Annotated in this window: 16 protein-coding genes; 8 read left to right on the top strand and 8 right to left on the bottom strand. The window is 72.7% G+C overall.

Annotated elements, in window-relative coordinates; genetic code table 11:
- The first annotated feature begins 136 nt into the window (after positions 1–136).
- The 6 genes from FXF68_RS21390 (at position 137) to FXF68_RS21365 (ending at position 5849) form a co-directional block, all read left to right on the top strand.
- Positions 137–886, top strand: a complete 750-nt coding sequence (locus FXF68_RS21390; RefSeq protein ID WP_148761883.1) for a helix-turn-helix domain-containing protein — start codon at positions 137–139, stop codon at positions 884–886.
- Between the two features lie 76 nt (positions 887–962).
- Positions 963–2384, top strand: coding sequence for a 30S ribosomal protein S12 methylthiotransferase RimO (gene rimO / locus FXF68_RS21385; protein ID WP_148761881.1), 1422 nt, complete (start codon positions 963–965; stop codon positions 2382–2384).
- Positions 2381–2971 carry a CDP-alcohol phosphatidyltransferase family protein gene (locus FXF68_RS21380; protein WP_148761879.1) on the top strand — a complete coding sequence of 197 codons (591 nt, stop codon included), beginning with the start codon at positions 2381–2383 and terminating at the stop codon, positions 2969–2971. The genes rimO and FXF68_RS21380 overlap by 4 nt, the downstream gene beginning before the upstream one ends.
- Before the next feature lie 469 nt (positions 2972–3440).
- Positions 3441–4736 carry a CinA family nicotinamide mononucleotide deamidase-related protein gene (locus FXF68_RS21375; RefSeq protein WP_148761877.1) on the top strand — a complete coding sequence of 432 codons (1296 nt, stop codon included), beginning with the start codon at positions 3441–3443 and terminating at the stop codon, positions 4734–4736.
- Between the two features lie 111 nt (positions 4737–4847).
- On the top strand, positions 4848–5201 hold the full coding sequence (locus FXF68_RS21370) for a helix-turn-helix domain-containing protein (RefSeq protein WP_067884328.1): 354 nt from the start codon (positions 4848–4850) through the stop codon (positions 5199–5201).
- A 180-nt stretch (positions 5202–5381) separates the two neighbouring features.
- Positions 5382–5849, top strand: coding sequence for a Dps family protein (locus FXF68_RS21365; RefSeq protein ID WP_148761875.1), 468 nt, complete (start codon positions 5382–5384; stop codon positions 5847–5849).
- Positions 5850–5941: 92 nt separating this feature from the next.
- Here FXF68_RS21365 and FXF68_RS21360 read toward each other — a convergent pair whose 3' ends face one another.
- The 7 genes from FXF68_RS21360 to FXF68_RS21330 all read right to left on the bottom strand — a co-directional run bounded on the left by FXF68_RS21360 (position 5942) and on the right by FXF68_RS21330 (position 13183).
- A complete protein-coding gene (locus FXF68_RS21360; protein WP_148761873.1) occupies positions 5942–6826 on the bottom strand; it encodes a LysR family transcriptional regulator in 885 nt (294 codons plus the stop codon).
- A gap of 182 nt (positions 6827–7008) precedes the next feature.
- Complete coding sequence (locus tag FXF68_RS21355; protein ID WP_148761871.1) at positions 7009–7800, bottom strand: DNA-formamidopyrimidine glycosylase family protein; 792 nt, start codon at positions 7798–7800, stop codon at positions 7009–7011.
- Between the two features lie 6 nt (positions 7801–7806).
- Complete coding sequence (locus tag FXF68_RS21350) at positions 7807–8271, bottom strand: RrF2 family transcriptional regulator (protein ID WP_148352755.1); 465 nt, start codon at positions 8269–8271, stop codon at positions 7807–7809.
- Positions 8272–8549: 278 nt separating this feature from the next.
- A complete protein-coding gene (locus FXF68_RS21345) occupies positions 8550–10016 on the bottom strand; it encodes a glycoside hydrolase family 3 protein (RefSeq protein ID WP_246178843.1) in 1467 nt (488 codons plus the stop codon).
- Complete coding sequence (locus FXF68_RS21340; RefSeq protein ID WP_148761866.1) at positions 10013–10921, bottom strand: carbohydrate ABC transporter permease; 909 nt, start codon at positions 10919–10921, stop codon at positions 10013–10015. Before FXF68_RS21340 ends, FXF68_RS21345 begins: the two co-directional genes overlap by 4 nt.
- Positions 10918–11889 (bottom strand): carbohydrate ABC transporter permease, encoded by a 972-nt coding sequence (locus FXF68_RS21335; RefSeq protein ID WP_148761864.1) that lies wholly within the window; start codon positions 11887–11889, stop codon positions 10918–10920. The genes FXF68_RS21340 and FXF68_RS21335 overlap by 4 nt, the downstream gene beginning before the upstream one ends.
- A 22-nt stretch (positions 11890–11911) precedes the next feature.
- A complete protein-coding gene (locus FXF68_RS21330; protein ID WP_148761863.1) occupies positions 11912–13183 on the bottom strand; it encodes an extracellular solute-binding protein in 1272 nt (423 codons plus the stop codon).
- 251 nt (positions 13184–13434) lie between these two features.
- Here FXF68_RS21330 and FXF68_RS21325 point away from each other — a divergent pair, with 251 nt between their 5' ends.
- Complete coding sequence (locus FXF68_RS21325) at positions 13435–14661, top strand: ROK family transcriptional regulator (RefSeq protein ID WP_148761861.1); 1227 nt, start codon at positions 13435–13437, stop codon at positions 14659–14661.
- Between the two features lie 93 nt (positions 14662–14754).
- Here the strand turns inward: FXF68_RS21325 and FXF68_RS44520 are convergent, their stop codons facing one another.
- Positions 14755–14886 carry a hypothetical protein gene (locus tag FXF68_RS44520; protein WP_255220025.1) on the bottom strand — a complete coding sequence of 44 codons (132 nt, stop codon included), beginning with the start codon at positions 14884–14886 and terminating at the stop codon, positions 14755–14757.
- A gap of 232 nt (positions 14887–15118) precedes the next feature.
- Here FXF68_RS44520 and secA2 point away from each other — a divergent pair, with 232 nt between their 5' ends.
- Complete coding sequence (secA2, locus tag FXF68_RS21320) at positions 15119–17449, top strand: accessory Sec system translocase SecA2 (RefSeq protein WP_148761859.1); 2331 nt, start codon at positions 15119–15121, stop codon at positions 17447–17449.
- Positions 17450–17476 lie beyond the last annotated feature (27 nt).

Below are 17476 nucleotides of genomic sequence, written 5' to 3'. Positions count from 1 at the left end.
TCGGGGCGCGGGGCATTGCGGAATGATGCGAAATCTTGCCCACTTTCGAACGTGTTGGCTGTCGCCCAATGGGCATTGCCGTTCCTAGACTGGTTTCCAGAAGATCGGCCACGAGCGCCCTCAAAGGAGGCCCGGCGTGAGCATCGGTGAGACCTTGGCGGAGGAGCGCGAGCGGGCCGGTCTCTCGGTGACACAGGTGAGCCTCCAGACCCGCATACGCGAGACCGTGATCCGCGGCATGGAGGCCGACGACTTCTCGGCGTGCGGCGGCAACTTCTACGCGCGCGGCCACATCCGCAGCATCTCGCGGGTCATCGGCATCGACCCGGAGCCGCTCGTCGCCGAGTTCGACGCGACGCACGGCGGCGCGCCGCAGCCCGTCTCGGCGGTGTCGGCGTTCGAGCCGGAGCAGCCCGTCGCGTTCCGCGAGCGCCGCTCGCCGAACTGGAGCGCCGCGATGGCGCTCGCGCTCGCCCTCGTGGTCATCTACGGGGTCGTCCAGGTGGTCGGGAACGGCGGCGAGAGCGAGCACCGCACCGCGCGGCAGGTCGCCGGGACGCCCGCCCCGCCGACCACCGCGCCGCCCGCCCCGCCGAAGCACGACGGCCCGGTCGCGACCGCGCCGCGCACCAAGGTGGAGGTTCGCGTCGTGGCCAAGCGGACGACGTGGCTGAACGTCCGCGACGACCGCGGCAAGACGCTGTTCAGCGGCATGCTGCGCAAGGACGACCGGAAGGAGTTCACCGCCAAGAAGAAGGTGAGCCTGGTCATCGGCGTCGGCGGCAGCGTCGGACTCACCGTCAACGGCAAGGACCTCGGCGCGCCCGGCAAGGGCCAGGGCGTCCAGCGGGTGAGCTTCGACCGGAACGACCCCGGGCGCGCCTGAGCCCCCCGGCCCGCCGCGGCCCGGATCGGCCGGGTTGCTGGTCTTCCCCGGGGTCCGGGCGCATTACCTTAGGGGCATGTCAACTCGCCGCAAGGTCTCGCTCATCACCCTCGGCTGCGCCCGCAACGAGGTCGACTCCGAGGAGCTCGCCGCGCGCATCGAGGACGCGGGCTGGGACCTGGCGGACGGCGCCGACGGCACGGACGGCGCCGACGTCGTGGTCGTCAACACCTGCGGCTTCATCGAGGCCGCGAAGAAGGACTCCATCGACACGCTCCTCGCCGCGCACGACTCGGGCGCGAAGGTCGTCGCGGCGGGCTGCATGGCGGAGCGGTACGGGCGCGAGCTGGCCGAGGCGCTGCCCGAGGCCGACGCCGTGCTCGGCTTCGACGACTACGCCGACATCGGCGACCGGCTCGACGACGTCCTCGCCGGGCGCAGAAGGGACGCGCACACGCCGCGCGACCGGCGCGTCCTGCTGCCGATCAGCCCGGTGGAGCGCGGGTCGGCGGCGGTGGCGGTCCCGGGGCACGGCGGGCCCGAGGACCTCCCGGACGGGGTGGCGCCCGCGTCCGGTCCGCGGGTGCTGCGGCGGCGGCTCGGCGGCGGCCCGGTCGCGCCGCTGAAGCTCGCGTCCGGCTGCGACCGGCGGTGCACGTTCTGCGCGATCCCGGCGTTCCGCGGCGCGTACGTGTCGCGTCCGCCCGCGGAGGTGCTGGCGGAGGCGCGGTGGCTCGCCGGGCACGGTGTGCGCGAGCTGTTCCTCGTCAGCGAGAACTCGACCTCCTACGGCAAGGACCTCGGCGACCTGCGGGCGCTGGAGAAGCTGCTGCCCGGGCTCGCCGCCGTCGACGGGATCGAGCGCGTCCGGGTGAGCTACCTGCAGCCCGCCGAGACGCGGCCGGGGCTGATCGAGGCGATCTGCGGGACGCCCGGCGTCGCGCCCTACTTCGACCTGTCGTTCCAGCACGCGAGCGGCCCGGTGCTGCGGTCGATGCGGCGGTTCGGCGACCGGGAGCGGTTCCTCGGCCTGCTCGACCGGATCCGCGAGCTGGCCCCGGAGGCGGGCGTCCGGTCGAACTTCATCGTCGGGTTCCCCGGCGAGACCGAGGACGACGTCGACGAGCTGGCCGAGTTCCTGTCCGCTGCCCGGCTCGACGCGATCGGCGTGTTCGGCTACTCCGACGAGGACGGCACCGAGGCCGCCGGCCTCGACGGCAAGCTCGACGCCGCGGAGGTCGCCGCCCGCGTCGAGGAGCTGTCGAGCCTCGCCGACGAGCTGACCGCGCAGCGCGCCGAGGACCGCGTCGGCACGGCCGTCAGCGTCCTGCTGGAGGACAAGGCGGAGGACGGCCTCGTCGAGGGCCGCGCCGAGCACCAGGCGCCGGAGGTGGACGGGACGGTCCGCGTCCGCGGCGCCGGGCTCGCCCTCGGCGAGATCGTCGCGGCCCGGGTGACCGGCAGCGACGGCGTGGACCTGACCGCGGACGTGTCGTGATCGCGGGCGCCCCGGACCCGGTCGCGGGCTCGCCGGGCCCGCCGCCCGCCGGTGTCTGGAACGTCGCGAACGCGCTGACCCTCGTGCGCATCGCGCTGGTGCCGGTGTTCGTCTGGTTCCTGTTCCTGGACGGCGACGGCTGGCGGCTCGCCGCGTTCGCCGTGTTCGCGGCCGCCTCGATCACCGACAAGATCGACGGCGATCTGGCCCGGGCCCGCGGCCTGGTCACCGACTTCGGCAAGATCGCCGACCCGATCGCCGACAAGGCGCTCACCGGCGCGGCGCTCGTCAGCCTGTCGCTGATGGGGGAGCTGTGGTGGTGGGTCACCGTCGTGATCATGGTCCGCGAGATCGGGATCACGGTGCTGCGGTTCATCGTGATCCGGCGCGGCGTGATCCCGGCGAGCAAGGGCGGCAAGCTGAAGACGATGCTCCAGGTCATCGCGATCGGCCTGTACATCCTGCCCGGCCCGCTCGACCCGCTGCGCTGGGCCGCGATGGGCGCGGCGCTGGTCGTCACCGTCGTCACGGGCGCGGACTACGTCGTGCGGGCATGGCGGCTGCGCCGCGGGCCCGCCGCCTCCTGACCGGGGTTCGAGGTGGGCTGCGGGACCACGCCCACCCCGGTCGTGGCCCCGCAGCCCCGATCGCGGCGCCGCGATGCACGATTATCCCCGCGATCGTGCGCGCGGACGAATCGGGGGAATGAGGTCTGACTCACAATGTGACCTGCGATTCCCGAAAGGGTCGGGCGGGGGCCCGGCGGGCCGTGGCGACGATGCGCGTCCCGTCCGGCGTGCCCGTCGCGCGCACTGGCGGACGAGACGGCGGCGCGGAGCACAATGCGCGGCCGACCCTTTTCACCGGCGACGGAAATGGGAAATCGGGTTGGACCGGTTCGATCTTCGGCCGGGGCCGCCGTCCGCATTCGGACTTCTTCTCCCGTCAACCGGCGGGTGGGCAGGTCCGTCCCGCGACCGGGCCGCCGGTAGATTCGGGGCGCCCGGCACCCAGCCCCTGGACCGCCGAAACCTGGACCGCCGAAACGAGGACGCGATGCGGGTCGAACTGCTCACCGTCGGGGACGAGCTGCTCCTCGGCGACACGGTCAACGGCAACGCCGCCTGGCTCGGCCGCAGGCTCGCCGACCACGGCGTCGACGTCACCCGCAGCGTGGTCGTCGGCGACGAGCTGGACGTCATCGTCGAGGCGGTGCGGGCCGCGCTCGGCCGCGCCGACGCGGTGATCACGACCGGCGGGCTCGGCCCCACCTACGACGACCTGACCCGCGACGCGCTCGCCAGGGCGGCGGGGGTCGGGCTCGTCCGGGACGCGGGCCTGGAGCGGCGGCTGCGCGAGCGGGTCGCGCGGGCCGGGCGCGAGCTGCGGCCGATGGCGCTGCGCATGGCCGACGTCCCGGAGGGCGCGCGGATCCTGCGCAACTCGGCCGGGTCGGCGCCCGGCCTGCGGGTGGAGCTGCCCGGCGGGATCGTATACGCGCTGCCCGGCGTCCCGTTCGAGATGCGGACGATCACCGACGAGGTCGTCCTGCCGGAGCTGAAGGAGATCGCCGGGCTGCCCGCGGTGGCGCGCCGCACGCTGCGCACCGCGCGGATGTGGGAGTCGGTCGTCGCGTCGCGGCTCGCCGAGGTGGAGGCGATGGACGGCGTCCGGCTCGCCTACCTCCCGGACCCGGCCGAGGTGAAGGTCCGGATCACGGTCGCGGGCCCGGACGCCGCCGGACGGCTCGCGGACGTCGAGGCGCGCGTCCGGGAGTTGCTCGGCGACGCCGTCTACGGGGCCGAGGACGAGTCGCTGGACCGGGTCGTCCACCGGCTGCTCGCCGAGCGGTCCGCGACGGTCGCGACGGCCGAGTCGCTCACCGGCGGCCTCATCGGCGCGGAGCTGACCGCGATGCCCGGTTCGTCGGCGACGTTCGCGGGCGGCCTCGTGACATACGCCACGGACGCGAAACGGAGCATGCTCGGCGTCCCCGCGGACCTCCTCGAAGAGCACGGGGCCGTCCACCCCGACGTGGCGGCGGCGATGGCGGCGGGCGCCAGGGACGCGCTCGGCGCGACGTACGGGCTCGCCGTGACCGGCGTCGCCGGACCCGAGCCGCAGGACGGCCGCGAGGTCGGAACGGTCTACGTCGGCGTGGCCGGTCCCGGAAAGTCGCCCATCGTGGCCGCGCCGCGACTTCCCGTGCCCGGCGCCGGGCCCGAGACCCGGACGGTGATCCGGCGGATGACCGTCGTCCACGCCCTTGAGCTGCTGAGACGTGTCCTGGTCGGGCTTCCCGAACCGGATCCGGACGACCCGGCTCGGGAAGATCGGGAAGATCCGGGCTGATTACAGCGTTACGTTCCGAGCGAACACGAAATCAACGGTCTGCCATGGCCGCCGTCAAGGCGGGTACGGTGGAACCGGCAGATGGTCCGAACTGAGGGAGGGAGCGAGACGATGGTCCTGCTTCGCCAGCTGCTCGGTGACGTACTGCGGCAGCTGCGGCTGCGCCAGGGACGCACCCTCCGTGAGGTGTCCGCGGCGGCGCGGGTGTCACTCGGCTACCTGTCCGAGGTCGAACGGGGGCAGAAGGAGGCTTCTTCGGAATTGCTCTCCTCGATCTGCAAGGCACTCGGGGTCCCGCTGTCGCACGTGCTCAGGGAAGTGGCGGACCAACTCGCCCTCGCCGAGCTGCAGCACGAGCCGGTCATGGCGGGCGCGCCGGAGCACGAGCGCATTCCCACCGAGCGCATCCCGGAGACGCCCGAGGAGATCACCGGGGAGTTCCGCGGCGACATGGTCGCCGCCTGACGCTCCGCGATTTCCGCACATTCCTCGTCCGCGGGGCACGTGCGGGGGGTTCGCCCTCCCGTGCCGTCCCGCCCGAGCTGAGGCCGCGCGGTGTGCGCGGCCTCACGTATGAGCGCGGCATTTGCGGGGATGGACCCGTGTTGTAGCGGACAACCGTAACGACGCGGAAGGAGCCCAATCATGGTGGCCGTCAAGAGCCCCCTCAACGACGAGGCCCTCAAGATCGCCGGGGACGCCCTCCAGGGCTCTCTCGTCGACCTCATCGACCTGTCGCTCCTCGCCAAGCAGGCGCACTGGAACCTCACAGGGCGCAACTTCAAGGTCGTTCACGAGCACCTGGACGAGATCGTCGCCCTCGCGCGCAGCGGCCAGGACGACGTCGCGGAGCGCGCCGTCGCGATCGGCGTGAACCCGGACGGACGCGCCCGCACGGTCGCCGACCGCACGTCGCTGTCGCAGCTGGAAGCCGGGTACCTCGCCGACGACAAGGTCGTCGCCGCGCTCACCGAGGTCCTCGCGCAGATCATCGCGCGGTTCCGTGAGCGCATCACGGCGACCGACGAGGCCGACCCCGTCTCCCAGGACCTGCTGATCAGCATCGCGGCGCAGCTTGAGAAGCAGCACTGGATGTTCCAGGCCCAGGTCTGAGACGTCCGCGCCCCGGACGCCCGGGGCGCGGCGAAGCCCCGGCCCCCGCCGCCGTCACGGCGGGGGCCGGGGCTTCGTCATGTCGCCGGTGGTCAGGGCGGCAGGTGCGCGAGGACGGTCTCCGCGAACTCGGCGGCGAGCGGGCTCAGCGCGTCCCAGCGGCGGGCGGCCCAGCCGGCGGCGAGCGGCGGCAGGTCCGGGATCGGGACGAGCCGGACGCCGCCCCGCCCGCGTCCCCAGCCGGGCAGCGCGGGCAGGATCGCGTGGCCGAGGCCCAGCTCGGCGAGCAGGAGGGCGGTGTCCCAGTCGGCGACGCTCGTCGTGGACGTCAGCCGCACCCCGTGCCGCCCGAGGTGCGCTTCCAGATGGACGCGCGACGTCGAGTGCTCCGGCAGCTCGATGTGCCGGATGCCCGACAGGTCGTCCAGCGCGACGGACGCCCGCTCCGCCAGCGGGTCGCCGGAGTGGACGGCGAGCATCCAGGGCAGCTCGCGGGACGGGCGCTGCTCGACGCCGTCCAGCGGCGGCCCGACCGTCACCCACGCCAGGTCGGCGGCGTGCGCGCGGACGGCCTCCAGGCACCGGCGGCTGGACCCGGCCGTCTCGAACTGGAGCGCCGTCTCGGGGTGGCGCTCGCGGAACGCGGCCACGCCCGCCGCCATGAAGTGCCGGACGGTCGTCGCCCCGGTCGCGACGCGGACCGTCCCGCCGACGCCGCGGCGCAGGTCGTCCAGGCGGCGCAGCGCCGCGTCCAGTCCGGCGATGCCCTCCGCGGCGGCCCGCTCCAGGACGCGCCCCGCCCCGGTCGGCACGACGCCGCGCGGGCGCCGCTCCAGCAGGGCGAGCCCGGTCTCCCGTTCGAGCCGCTTGACGTGCTGGCTGACCGCCGACTGGCTGCACGACAGGTCGCGGGCGACGGCGCTGAGGTTGCCCGCCGCGCAGACGGCCACGAACACGCGGAGATCGTCCAGGGTCATCTACCCAAGGTAGAGCTGGGGGATCGTTAAGGAAACCCGAGAATTGACTTGGAACGATCCCCGATCGAGGATGCGGAGGACGGGCGCAGGATCCGGCGACCCGAGAGAACAGGCGGCGACCCGCCCGCGCGTCCCCGGGGCTGCCGGGCGGGCGTCGACCGGTGTTTACCGAGCCGTGTCCGCTAGGCGGGGGCCGGCTGGCACCGCGGACACCAGAACGTGACCCGCTCGCCCACCCGGGACGCCTGGTCGCGGCGTTCGATCCGGGCGCCGCAGCGGCGGCAGGGCCGCCCGGCCCGCCCGTACACCCAGTGCTCGCGGCCCCGGCCCAGGTCACCGGTCGTGATGTGGCCGTGCCGTGCCTTGTTGAGGTCCAGGAGCCGGTGAGCGAGCTCCACCAGCCCTTGCAGGTCGGGGACGTCCCGTACCGGGGTCCACGGATGCACGCCCCGCAGGAACAGGATCTCGGCCTTGTAGACGTTCCCGATCCCGGCGAGCAGCGTCTGGTCGAGCAGCGCCTCGCCGATCGCCTGGTCGGGCCGCGCGGTGAGCCGGGCGACCGCCTCGGCCGCGAGCCCCTCGTCCCACGACGGGTCGAGCAGGTCGGGCCCGAGATGGCCGACCGCCCTGTCCTCCTCGGCGGTCCGCAGCAGCTCCACGAGGCCGAGGGAGTAGCCCGCCGCCTGCCACTCGGCGTTGGCCAGCACGAGCCGGACGCGGTGGTCGCGCGGCGCGGGACCGGCCCGGCCGATCCGCCAGCGCCCCTCCATCAGCAGGTGCGTGTGGACGGTCAGCCCGCCCTCCACCCGGATGAGCAGGTGCTTGCCGCGCGGCTCGGCGGCGAGGACCGTCCGGCCGCGCAGGTCGGCGGTCGCGAGCCGGGGGACGCGGAAGTCCGAGCGCGTGAGCGGCCGCCCGGCGAGCGCCTCGCGCAGCCTGCGGGCGGTCAGCCAGACGACGTCACCTTCCGGCATGGGGACTCAGATGAAGGAGGGGCTTTCCCAGGCGGACGGGTCCTCGGTGAGCTTGCGGACGGGCTCCGGCAGCTCGCCGGCCGCGATGTGGGAGAGCATGACCTGCTCAAGGATGGACCGTTCGCTGGCGCGCAGCGCGATCCACACCTCCTGGAGGGAGCTCGCGGGCCCCTCGTACCCGACGTGCTCGGGGCGCTCGCCCCGGACGCCGAGCAGCGGCCCGTCGATGGCGCGGATGATGTCGGCGAGGGAGATCTCCTCGGCCGGGCGTGCCAGCCAGTAGCCGCCCTCCGGCCCCCGCTGGCTCCGGATGAGGCCGGACCGGCGCAGCTGGCCGAGGATGTTCTCCAGGAACTTGGGCGGTATCTGCTGCGCCTCGGCGAGCTGCACCGCGGTCACCGGGCGGGACCCGGCGACCGCCAGCTCGGCGGAGGCGCGCAAGGCGTAGTCGACCCGGGCGGACAATCGCATGTACGCATTATCCCTTGTCGTCCGCACCGCTCGGACCGGCGGGGCCGCCGCGAGCGTGACACGTCCGCCGGAACCGGGCTCTTGTCCGGCGGGCGTGCCACGGGTCGGCGGGCCGCGTTCCGGCGGCCCCGGCCGGGCCGCACGGGCTCGGCCGGGGGTTTCGGACGCGGTCGGTTCGCGGTCAGTTCACGGTCGGTTCACGGTCAGTTTGCAAACAGGTCGCGGTCGGGCGGCGGTAAGGCCGCGGGAGTCAGGCCACGGTGGTCAAGCCACCGTGGTCAAGCCACCGTGGTCAGGCCGAGCAGCTCGGCGGCGGCCTGGGCGTTGGCGGCGGCGGCGCCGTAGGTGGCCACGTACACCGCCGAGCCGGGGCGCCACACCGGGAGCCCCATCTCCACCACCACCGTGTCGGGGCGCGCCGTCAGCAGCGCGTTGGTGAGCGCGCGCTGGCCCGCGTGGCGGTGCGCGTCCCGCAGCACGATGATCAGACCGCGGTCTTTGGCACGGTCCAAGACCTTCTCCGCCGTTCCGTCCGCGCCGTCCGCTTGAACAGCGTCCGGCGCCCACGGACCGAGGCCCCACGGGGTCGGGCCGACCGCGATGTTGCCGCTCGACTCGGTCTCGACGACGAGCGGCGCGGCGTCCCAGCCGGGCAGCGAGCCCGACACCCGGACGGCGCGGCGCGCGGCCTCCAGCCCGGCGGCGCGGTCGACGACGGCGGAGGTGTGGCCCGCGAGCCACTCCTTCAGCCGCCGGGTGCGCTCCCCGGCGTCCCACAGCCGCTCCGAGGAGAGCCGCCCGGTGCGGACGGCCTCGCCGATCGCGGCGAGCGTCGCCGCGACCGTCTCGGCGTGCTCGTTCGGGCCGAGGCAGAGCAGGTCGGCGCCCGCGATGAGGGCCCGCACGGACGCCTCGGGGATGCCGATCGCGCCGCTCGCGCCCTCCATGTCCAGGGCGTCGGTGACGATCACGCCCTGGTAGCCGAGGTGCTCGCGGAGCAGCCCGGTGATCGCCTCGGGGGAGAGGGTCGCCGGCACCCCGCGGGTGATGGCGGGCAGGTTGAGGTGCCCGGTCATCACCGCGCGGGTGCCGGCCTCGATCGCCGCCCGGAACGGGACGAGTTCGCGCCGGTCCAGCAGTTCCAGGTCGGCGTCGACGAGCGGGATGGACAGGTGCGAGTCGTCCACCGTCGCGCCGTGGCCGGGGAAGTGCTTCGCGCAGGCGGCGACGCCCGCCTCCTGCGTCCCCGCGACGGACGCGGCGGCGTGCCGCGCGACCAGCTCGGGGTCGGCGCCGAACGAGCGGGTGCCGATCACCGGGTTGTCGTCGGCGGTGTTGACGTCCACCGACGGAGCGAAGTTGAAGTTGACGCCGACCTCGGCGAGCTCGGCGCCGAGCGAGCGGTAGATCCGCCGGGTCAGCTCCGGGTCGTCGACGGCGCCGAGCGCCGCGTTGCCCGGGTAGGGGCTGCCCGCCCGGTGGCCGCCGAGGCGGGTGACGTCGCCGCCCTCCTCGTCGATGGTCACGAACGGGTCGCCGGCCTTGCGCATCTGCGCGGTGAGCGCGGCGAGGGACTCCGGGCTCGGGACGTTCCCGGTCAGCGCGAACAGCGTCACGCCGCCGAGGCCGGCCTCAAGCTCGTCGAGCACCCAGCGGGGCGCGGTCGGACCGGGGAAGGAGGGGAGGAGCGTGCCGCGGGCGAGCCGGTCGATCTCGGCCGCGGTCGCGATGTCGTTGGTCGTCACCCCTTCACCGCCCCGGCGGTGAGTCCGGACACCATTCGGCGCTGGACGAGCAGGAAGAAGGCGATCACGGGAATGGTCAGCAGCGTCGACGCCGCCATGATGGGCCCCCATGCGTTTCCGCTGCGGCCGAAGAAGAACTGCAGCATGATCGGGAGGGTGTACTTGTTCTGGTCGTCGAGGAACGTGAACGCGAAGATGAACTCGTTCCACGCGGTGATGAACGAGAAGATGCTGGTCGCGACCAGTCCGGGCGCGACGAGCGGGAGCATGACGCGGAAGAACGTGCGGATCGGGCCGGCGCCGTCGATGGCGGCGGCCTCCTCCAGTTCGCGCGGCACCGCGGCGACGAATCCCCGCAGCATCCAGATCGCGAACGGCACGGCGAAACCGATGTAGACGATCGAGAGACCGGCCAGGCTGTTCAGCAGGTCCAGTCGCTTGAGGTCGAGGAAGAGCGGGATGACCAGCGCTTCCAGCGGCACCATCTGGACCACCAGCAGCATGACCAGGAAGGTGGTGCGGAACCGGAAGCGGAACCGCGCCACCGCGACGGCGGCCATCAGCGCGAGCAGGCTCGACACGACGACCGTGACGAGGGCCAGGATCGCGCTGTTGCGGAAGTACTCCCAGAAGGAGACCTCGGCGATGCCGCCGTTCAGGACGAGGTCGAAGTGCGCGAGCGTCGGGTGGGACGGGAACGGCTTCGGCGTCGTGCTGAAGATCTCGGTGTTCGGCTTGAAGGCCGTCGAGACCATCCAGAACACCGGGAAGACCGCGAAGATGAAGACGAGGAGGCCCGTCCCGTTGAGCAGGACCTTGCGCCAGCGCTTCGAGGCGCCGGGGCGGCGGCCGCCCGCGTGCGCGGCGGGCCGCGGACCGGGGCGCCGCGCCGTCGTGGACGTCACTTCATCTCCCCCTGTCGGACCATGACCCGCACGTAGAGAGCGGTGACGATGAGCAGGATGATCGTGAGCACGAGCGCGATCGCCGAGCCCATGCCGAGCTTCGGATTCATCGATCCGAAGGCTTCCGAGTAGGCGTACAGCGACAGGTTGAAGGCGTCGCGGTTGGCCAGCCCGGACATGATGAAGAGCTGCGTGAAGACCTTGAAGTCCCAGATGATCGACATGACGACCAGCACGAGGAAGATCGGCTTGAGCATCGGGTAGGTGAGGCTCCAGAACGTCCGCCACGGGCCCGAGCCGTCCACCCGGGCCGCTTCGTAGAGTTCGCCGGGGACGCTCTTCAGCCCCGCGAGCACCGACACCGCGACGAACGGGCACGCCTGCCAGACGACGCACACGGTGAGGACGGTGTAGGTGGACAGCGGGGTCGCGAACCAGTTGTAGTCGTCCCAGCCGCCGCCGACGAGGAAGTTCGGCAGCAGGTCGAGGAACCAGTTGACGACGCCGCCGGTCGAGCCGAACAGCCAGCTGAAGATGATCGCCGCCGTCACCGGCGGGGTCGCCCAGGCGACCATGACGCCGCCCGCGACGAAGGACGACATCTTCTTGCCGAGCTTGTTGAGCAGCAGCCCCACCAGCGTGCCGACGACCATGGTGAGGGCCACGGCGACGACGGCGAACAGCACCGTGTGCCGGAGGGTCTGCCAGAAGAAGGGGTCGTTGAGGATCTTGTCGAAGTTCTCCGTCCCGACCTGCTCGGCCGGCTCCCCGCGCAACTGGCGGTTGCCGACCTTCTGGAACGACATGATCCCGATCTGGATCATGGGCCAGAACATCAGGACGGCGATCACGATCGCGGTCGGCGCGATCAGCAGGTACGGCCCGAATCGGGGCCTGCGGCGGGCGCGCGCCCGGCCGGAAGATCTCCGGCCGGGCGCCTTGCCCACCGCGGGTGCGGTGTCGAGCATGGACGTTCCGATCAGCCGGGTATCACGGGTTGAGCAGGGTGTTGGCCTGCTCGTTGGCCTTCTTCATCTCCGCGTCCGCGGGCTTGCCCTGCATGATCGCCTTGACCGCGTTCGGCAGCACCTTCTTGGCCTGCTCGAACTCGCCCCACCCGGCGCTGATCGGCGGGAACTTGGTGTTCGTCGCGATCTGGGTGAAGATCTGCAGCTTGGGGTCGCTGAACGACACGTCGGAGCGCATGGACGAGAAGCCGCTGTAGTCGGCCCACGCCTTGGCGTTCTTGGCGTTGTTCAGCACGGTGATGTAGTCGAACGCCGCGCTCTTGGCCTTGCTGTCCTTCCAGACGGCGAGGTCGGAGCCGCCCGCCATCACGGGAGCGTTCCCGCCGGCCTTGCTGGGAATGGGGAAGACGCCCCACTTGTCCTGGTTCTTGGTGGAGATCTTCTTCATCTCCTTGAGGGACCAGCTGCCGTCGAAGTACATGCCGAGCTTGCCGAGCGCGAAGTCGCGCTGCGGGCCCTCGAGCTCGTTCTTGCCGATGTACTTCTCCGGGGCGACCTTGTCCTTGTTGACGAGGCCGGCGTAGAAGGTGACCGCCTCGACGGCGGCGGGCTGGTCGAGCTGGCCCTTCCAGGCGTCGTTGTCCTTGGTGGCGACGTCGCCGTTGTTGCCCCAGATGAAGCTGAGGAGGGCGTTGGTCTGGTCGCTCGGGACGCCGATGCCCGGCACCTTCTTGGAGTCCTGGATCTTCTTCGCCGCGGCGGAGAGCTCGGCCCAGGTCTTCGGCTGCTGGATGTTCAGCTCCTGGAACCAGTCCGTGCGGTACCAGACGCCCCGGACGCCGCCGTACCACGGCACCGCGTAGGTCTTGCCGCTCGCCTGGTCGTTCTCCAGCGCGGTCTTGTTCAGCGTCTTGCCGTCCGCCCAGTCGCCGAACTCGTCGGTGATCTCGGCGAGGTTGCCCTGCTCGATGTGCGACTGGACGTCGGTGTTGCCCAGCTCGGTGACGTCCGGGCCCTCGCCGCCGGCCGCCGCCTTCTGGAACGTGGTCGCGACCTGCGGCCACGGAACGTACTTGATCTGCACGTCCGTGTTCGGGTGCTTGGTCTTGAAGTCGGCCTCGACGGTGTCCAGGAACTTCGTCTGCTCCGGCGTTCCCTCGCCCATCATCCAGACCTTGAGCTGCGCCGGGTCCTTGGCCCCCGCGCTCCCCTTGTCGTCCTTGTCGTCGCCGCCGCAGGCCGTGGCGGCCAGGGCGATCGCGGCCACCGCGGCCGCAACCTTGATGTACTTCACTGGGGATCCTTTCCGGCATCGCCTCGCGCGGCCTTGTGGCCTGCGGTGCGAGGGGATATGGCGACCCTTTAGGGTCCAGCCATGCCCCTCTCGCGTTCGCAACGCTCGCGGGCGCCCTGCTCGCCAGTCCGCGCTCTGCGCGCGCCCCCGGTCCGGGGTACCGGACCGGTCGGCGCTTGGGCGTAAACTAACAAGAAACTTTCCTAAACAAAACCTGCCGTTAGCGGATTGAGACATCGAGGGGTACCAGCATGGTCGCCAACCGCCCGGGAACGCCGAGGCTGCTGCGCGAGCTCAACGATCGCGCGGCCCTGGACCTGCTCGTGCGCCAGGGTCCGCTGACCCGCGCGCAGATCGGTGAGCACACCGGGCTCTCCAAGGTAACCGCCTCCCAGCTGTTGTCGCGCCTGGAGGACCGGGGGCTGGTCTCGGTCGTCGGGTCGCAGGCCGGGGGCCGCGGCCCGAACGCCGCGCTGTACGCGGTCGTCCCGTCCAGTGCCTACGTGGCGGGCCTGGAGGTCGGGCCGGACGGCGTCACCGCCGGTGTCGCCGACATCACCGGGCACATGGTCGCCCAGGTCACCGTGGATCCGAACGGCGCCGACGAGCCGGTGAAGATGGTGCACAGCGCCGTCGTGAAGGCGTGCCGCTCCGCTCGGGTCGCGCTGTCCAGGCTGAGCGCCTTCGTGATCGGCACGCCCGGCGTCGTCGACCCGCGTTCCGGGGACGTGCAGTTCTCCTTCGACCTGCCCGCCTGGCACGAGGGCGTCCTCGCCGCGCTGCGGACCGACCTGCGCCGTCCCGTGACGATCGAGAACGACGTGAACCTCGCCGCCATCGCCGAGCGGGCCTACGGGGTCGCCCACGACACGCCCGACTTCGCGCTGATGTGGCTGGACCGGGGCATGGGCCTCTCGGTCATGCTCGGCGGACGGCTGCACCGCGGCCGGTGGGGCGGCGCGGGCGAGATCGGGTACCTGCCCGTGCCGGGCGCCCCGCTGCCGATCGGCTCCGCCCGCCGCGCCCCCGTGGACGAGGGCGTCACCGAGTCGACGTCCTGGGGGATCCCGACCCTCGCGGGCGGTTACGGCGCCCTCGTCGGCGCGGACGCCGTCCGCTCACTCGCGCACGAGCACGGCGTCACCGAGCCGACCGCGGTGGAGTGCGTCCGCGCGGCGGCCGCCGACGAGAGCCGGGGCGGCGCGTTCCTGGACGATCTCGCCCGCCGCATCTCGTACGGCGTGACCTCGGTGAACATCGTCCTCGACCCGGGGCTCGTGGTGCTGTCCGGCAGCCTCGGCCGCGCGGGCGGGCGGCCCCTCGCCCTCCGCATCGAGGAGATCGTCGGGCGGATCAGCCCGACCAGCCCGACCGTCTCGGTCACCGAGGTCGAGGGCAACCCCGTCCTGCGCGGAGCGCTGTACGCGGCGCTGGTGCAGGCCCGTGACGACGTGTTCTCGACGGCGGGCGCGTCCTAGCCCCTGCGGGAGGCCGCCGAGCCCCCGGAACGCGAAAGCGCCCCCGCCCAAGGCGGAGGCGCTCGCTGGATTCTCCCCGATGTCCGGGCCTGCCTACTTGGCGGAGGTCGCCTCGGCCGGCTCCGGGAGGCGCCGCGGGTCGTTCAGCGCCCTGTCGATGACGGTCTGACTGATGATCTGGCGCCTGCGCCGGAGCGCGGCGGCCTTGCGTGCCGTAGGTGTCATGGTGAAACCCCGTTCCGCGGCGGCGTTCCCCCCGCCACCGCAACCCCGTGATGAACCCATGTTCTCAAACGAGAGGCTCGTCGGGGATCCGTCCGAGGAATGAAATCGGTGTCAGACCAAGTGGGGAGAAGGGCCTCGGTCCACAGGCGGGTCGCGCCCTGGGATCATGGTGGGAACGCAGTCACGCACCGGCCCGTTGGGGGAACCGTGACCGATCGACCGAGGGTACGCCATGGCGCTGCGTGAGCGGCTGCGGCGGCTCGTGCAGAAGCCCGGAAGCGTCGACCTCGCGCCCTTCCGCGCCCTGGTCGCGGCGGCCGCCGAGCGCGAGGAGAGCGCCCGGGCGCTGTCCGACGACGAACTCACCGCCGCCGCGTCCGCCCTCCGCCGCGAGGAGGACCTCGCCGAGCTGTGCGCGCTCGGCCGCGAGGCCGCCCGGCGGACGCTCGGCGAGCGGCCGTTCGACGTCCAGCTCGTCGGGACGCTCGCGCTGCTGTCCGGGCACGTCGCCGAGATGGCGACCGGCGAGGGCAAGACGCTCTCCGGCGCCCTCGCCGCCGCCGGATACGCCTTGCGCGGACGCCAGGTTCACGTGATGTCGGTCAACGATTATCTGGCGCGGCGTGACGCCGAGTGGATGGGCCCGCTGTACGCGATGCTCGGCGTCACCGTCGGGTGGGTCGGGCAGTCGTCCACGCCGGACGAGCGGCGCGCCGCCTACCGCGCGGACGTCACCTACGCCCCGGTCAGCGAGATCGGCTTCGACCTCCTCCGCGACCGGCTCGCCACCGACGCCGGCGACGTCGTGCTGCCCGAGCCGTCCGTCGCGCTGATCGACGAGGCCGACTCGGTGCTGGTGGACGAGGCCATGGTCCCGCTCGTCCTCGCGGGCGCCGCCGACCTCGACGCCGCCGACCCCCGGTACGCCGACCTCGTCCGGCGGCTGCGGCCCGGCCTGCACTACGCCGCCGACGACGAGTCGCGGAACGTCCAGCTCACCCCGGCGGGGGCGCGGGAGGTGGAGCGCGTCCTCGACCTCGACCTCTACGCGCAGGAGAACCTCGCCGTCCTGACCGCCGTCAACGTCGCCCTGCACGCCGAGGTGCTGCTCAGCCGCGACGTCGACTACATCGTCCGGAACGGCGAGGTCAAGCTGATCAGCGAGTCGCGCGGCCGGGTCGCGCTGCTGCAGCGCTGGCCGGACGGCCTCCAGGCGGCCGTCGAGGCGAAGGAGGCGCTCGAGGCGTCGCCGAGCGGCGAGATCCTCGACTCGATCACCGTCCAGGAACTGGTCGGGCGGTATCCCGTCCGGTGCGGCATGACCGGGACGGCGATGGCCGTCTCCGGCCAGCTCACCGAGTTCTACTCGCTGGAGATCGCGGTCGTGCCGCCGAACCGGCCGTGCGTCCGCGACGACGAGCCCGACCGGCTCTACGCGACCACCGCCGACAAGGAGGTCGCGATCGTCGAGGCGATCTCCGCCGCGCACGCCGCCGGGCGTCCGGTACTGGTCGGCACCGGGGACGTCGCCGAGTCCGAGCGGCTCGCCCGGCGGCTCGCCCGCGCCGGGCTCGACCGGGTCGTCCTCAACGCCAAGAACGACGCCGAGGAGGCCGCGATCATCGCCGAGGCGGGCGCCTACGGCGCGATCACCGTCTCCACGCAGATGGCCGGGCGGGGGACCGACATCCGGCTCGGCGGCAGCCCGTCCGCGCCGCCCGGCACGGCCCCGGCGGAGGCGCCGGGCACCGACCACGACCGGGTCGCCGAGGCGGGCGGCCTGCTCGTCATCGGGACCGGCCGCTACCACAGCAGCCGCCTGGACGACCAGCTCAGAGGCCGCGCCGGACGGCAGGGCGACCCCGGCGGCTCGGTCTTCTTCACGAGCCTCCAGGACGACCTCGTCACCCGCTACGCCCCCGACGAGAAGACCCGGGCCGGCGCCGGCGACGACGGGCTCATCACCGACAAGGGCGCGCACTGGATCGTCGGGCACGCCCAGCGCGTCGCCGAGGGCGTCGACCTCGAACTGCACCGCAACACCTGGCGCTACAACCAGCTGATCGGGCTCCAGCGCCGCGAGGTGCTCGCCGAACGCGCCGCCGTCCTGACCGGCGACGCCGCCGACCGGGCCCTGTCCGCCGACGCCCCCGCCAAGCACGCCGAGCTGGTGAAGACCGCGGGGGCCGGGGCGGTGGCGTCGGCGGCGCGGCAGATCGTCCTGTACCACCTGGACCGCTGCTGGGCCGAGCACCTCGCCTTCCTCGCCGACCTGCGCGAGGGCATCCACCTGCGCTCCCTCGGCCGGGGCCTCGACCCGCTGATCGAGTTCAACCGCGAGGCCGTCCCGGCGGGCAAACGCCTCCTCGGCGACGCGCGCCGACGCTCAGTCACCGCGTTCGAGGAGCTGACCGCCTCCGAGGACGGCGTCGACCTCTCCTCCGCCGACCTGAAACGCCCGTCCGCGACCTGGACGTACCTGGTCCACGACAACCCGTTCGGCTCCCTCGACGAACGAGCCCTCCGCGGCCTGATCAACATGTTCAAATCCCGCCGCCACTAACCCCACCAAACCCCCACGCCCAACCCC

Origin of the sequence: Actinomadura decatromicini, from assembly GCF_008121305.1 — a bacterium.
In the GTDB taxonomy this organism is placed as follows: domain Bacteria; phylum Actinomycetota; class Actinomycetes; order Streptosporangiales; family Streptosporangiaceae; genus Spirillospora; species Spirillospora syzygii.
Note: the sequence above shows the minus strand (reverse complement) of the source record. Positions and strands in the feature narration are given on the sequence as shown.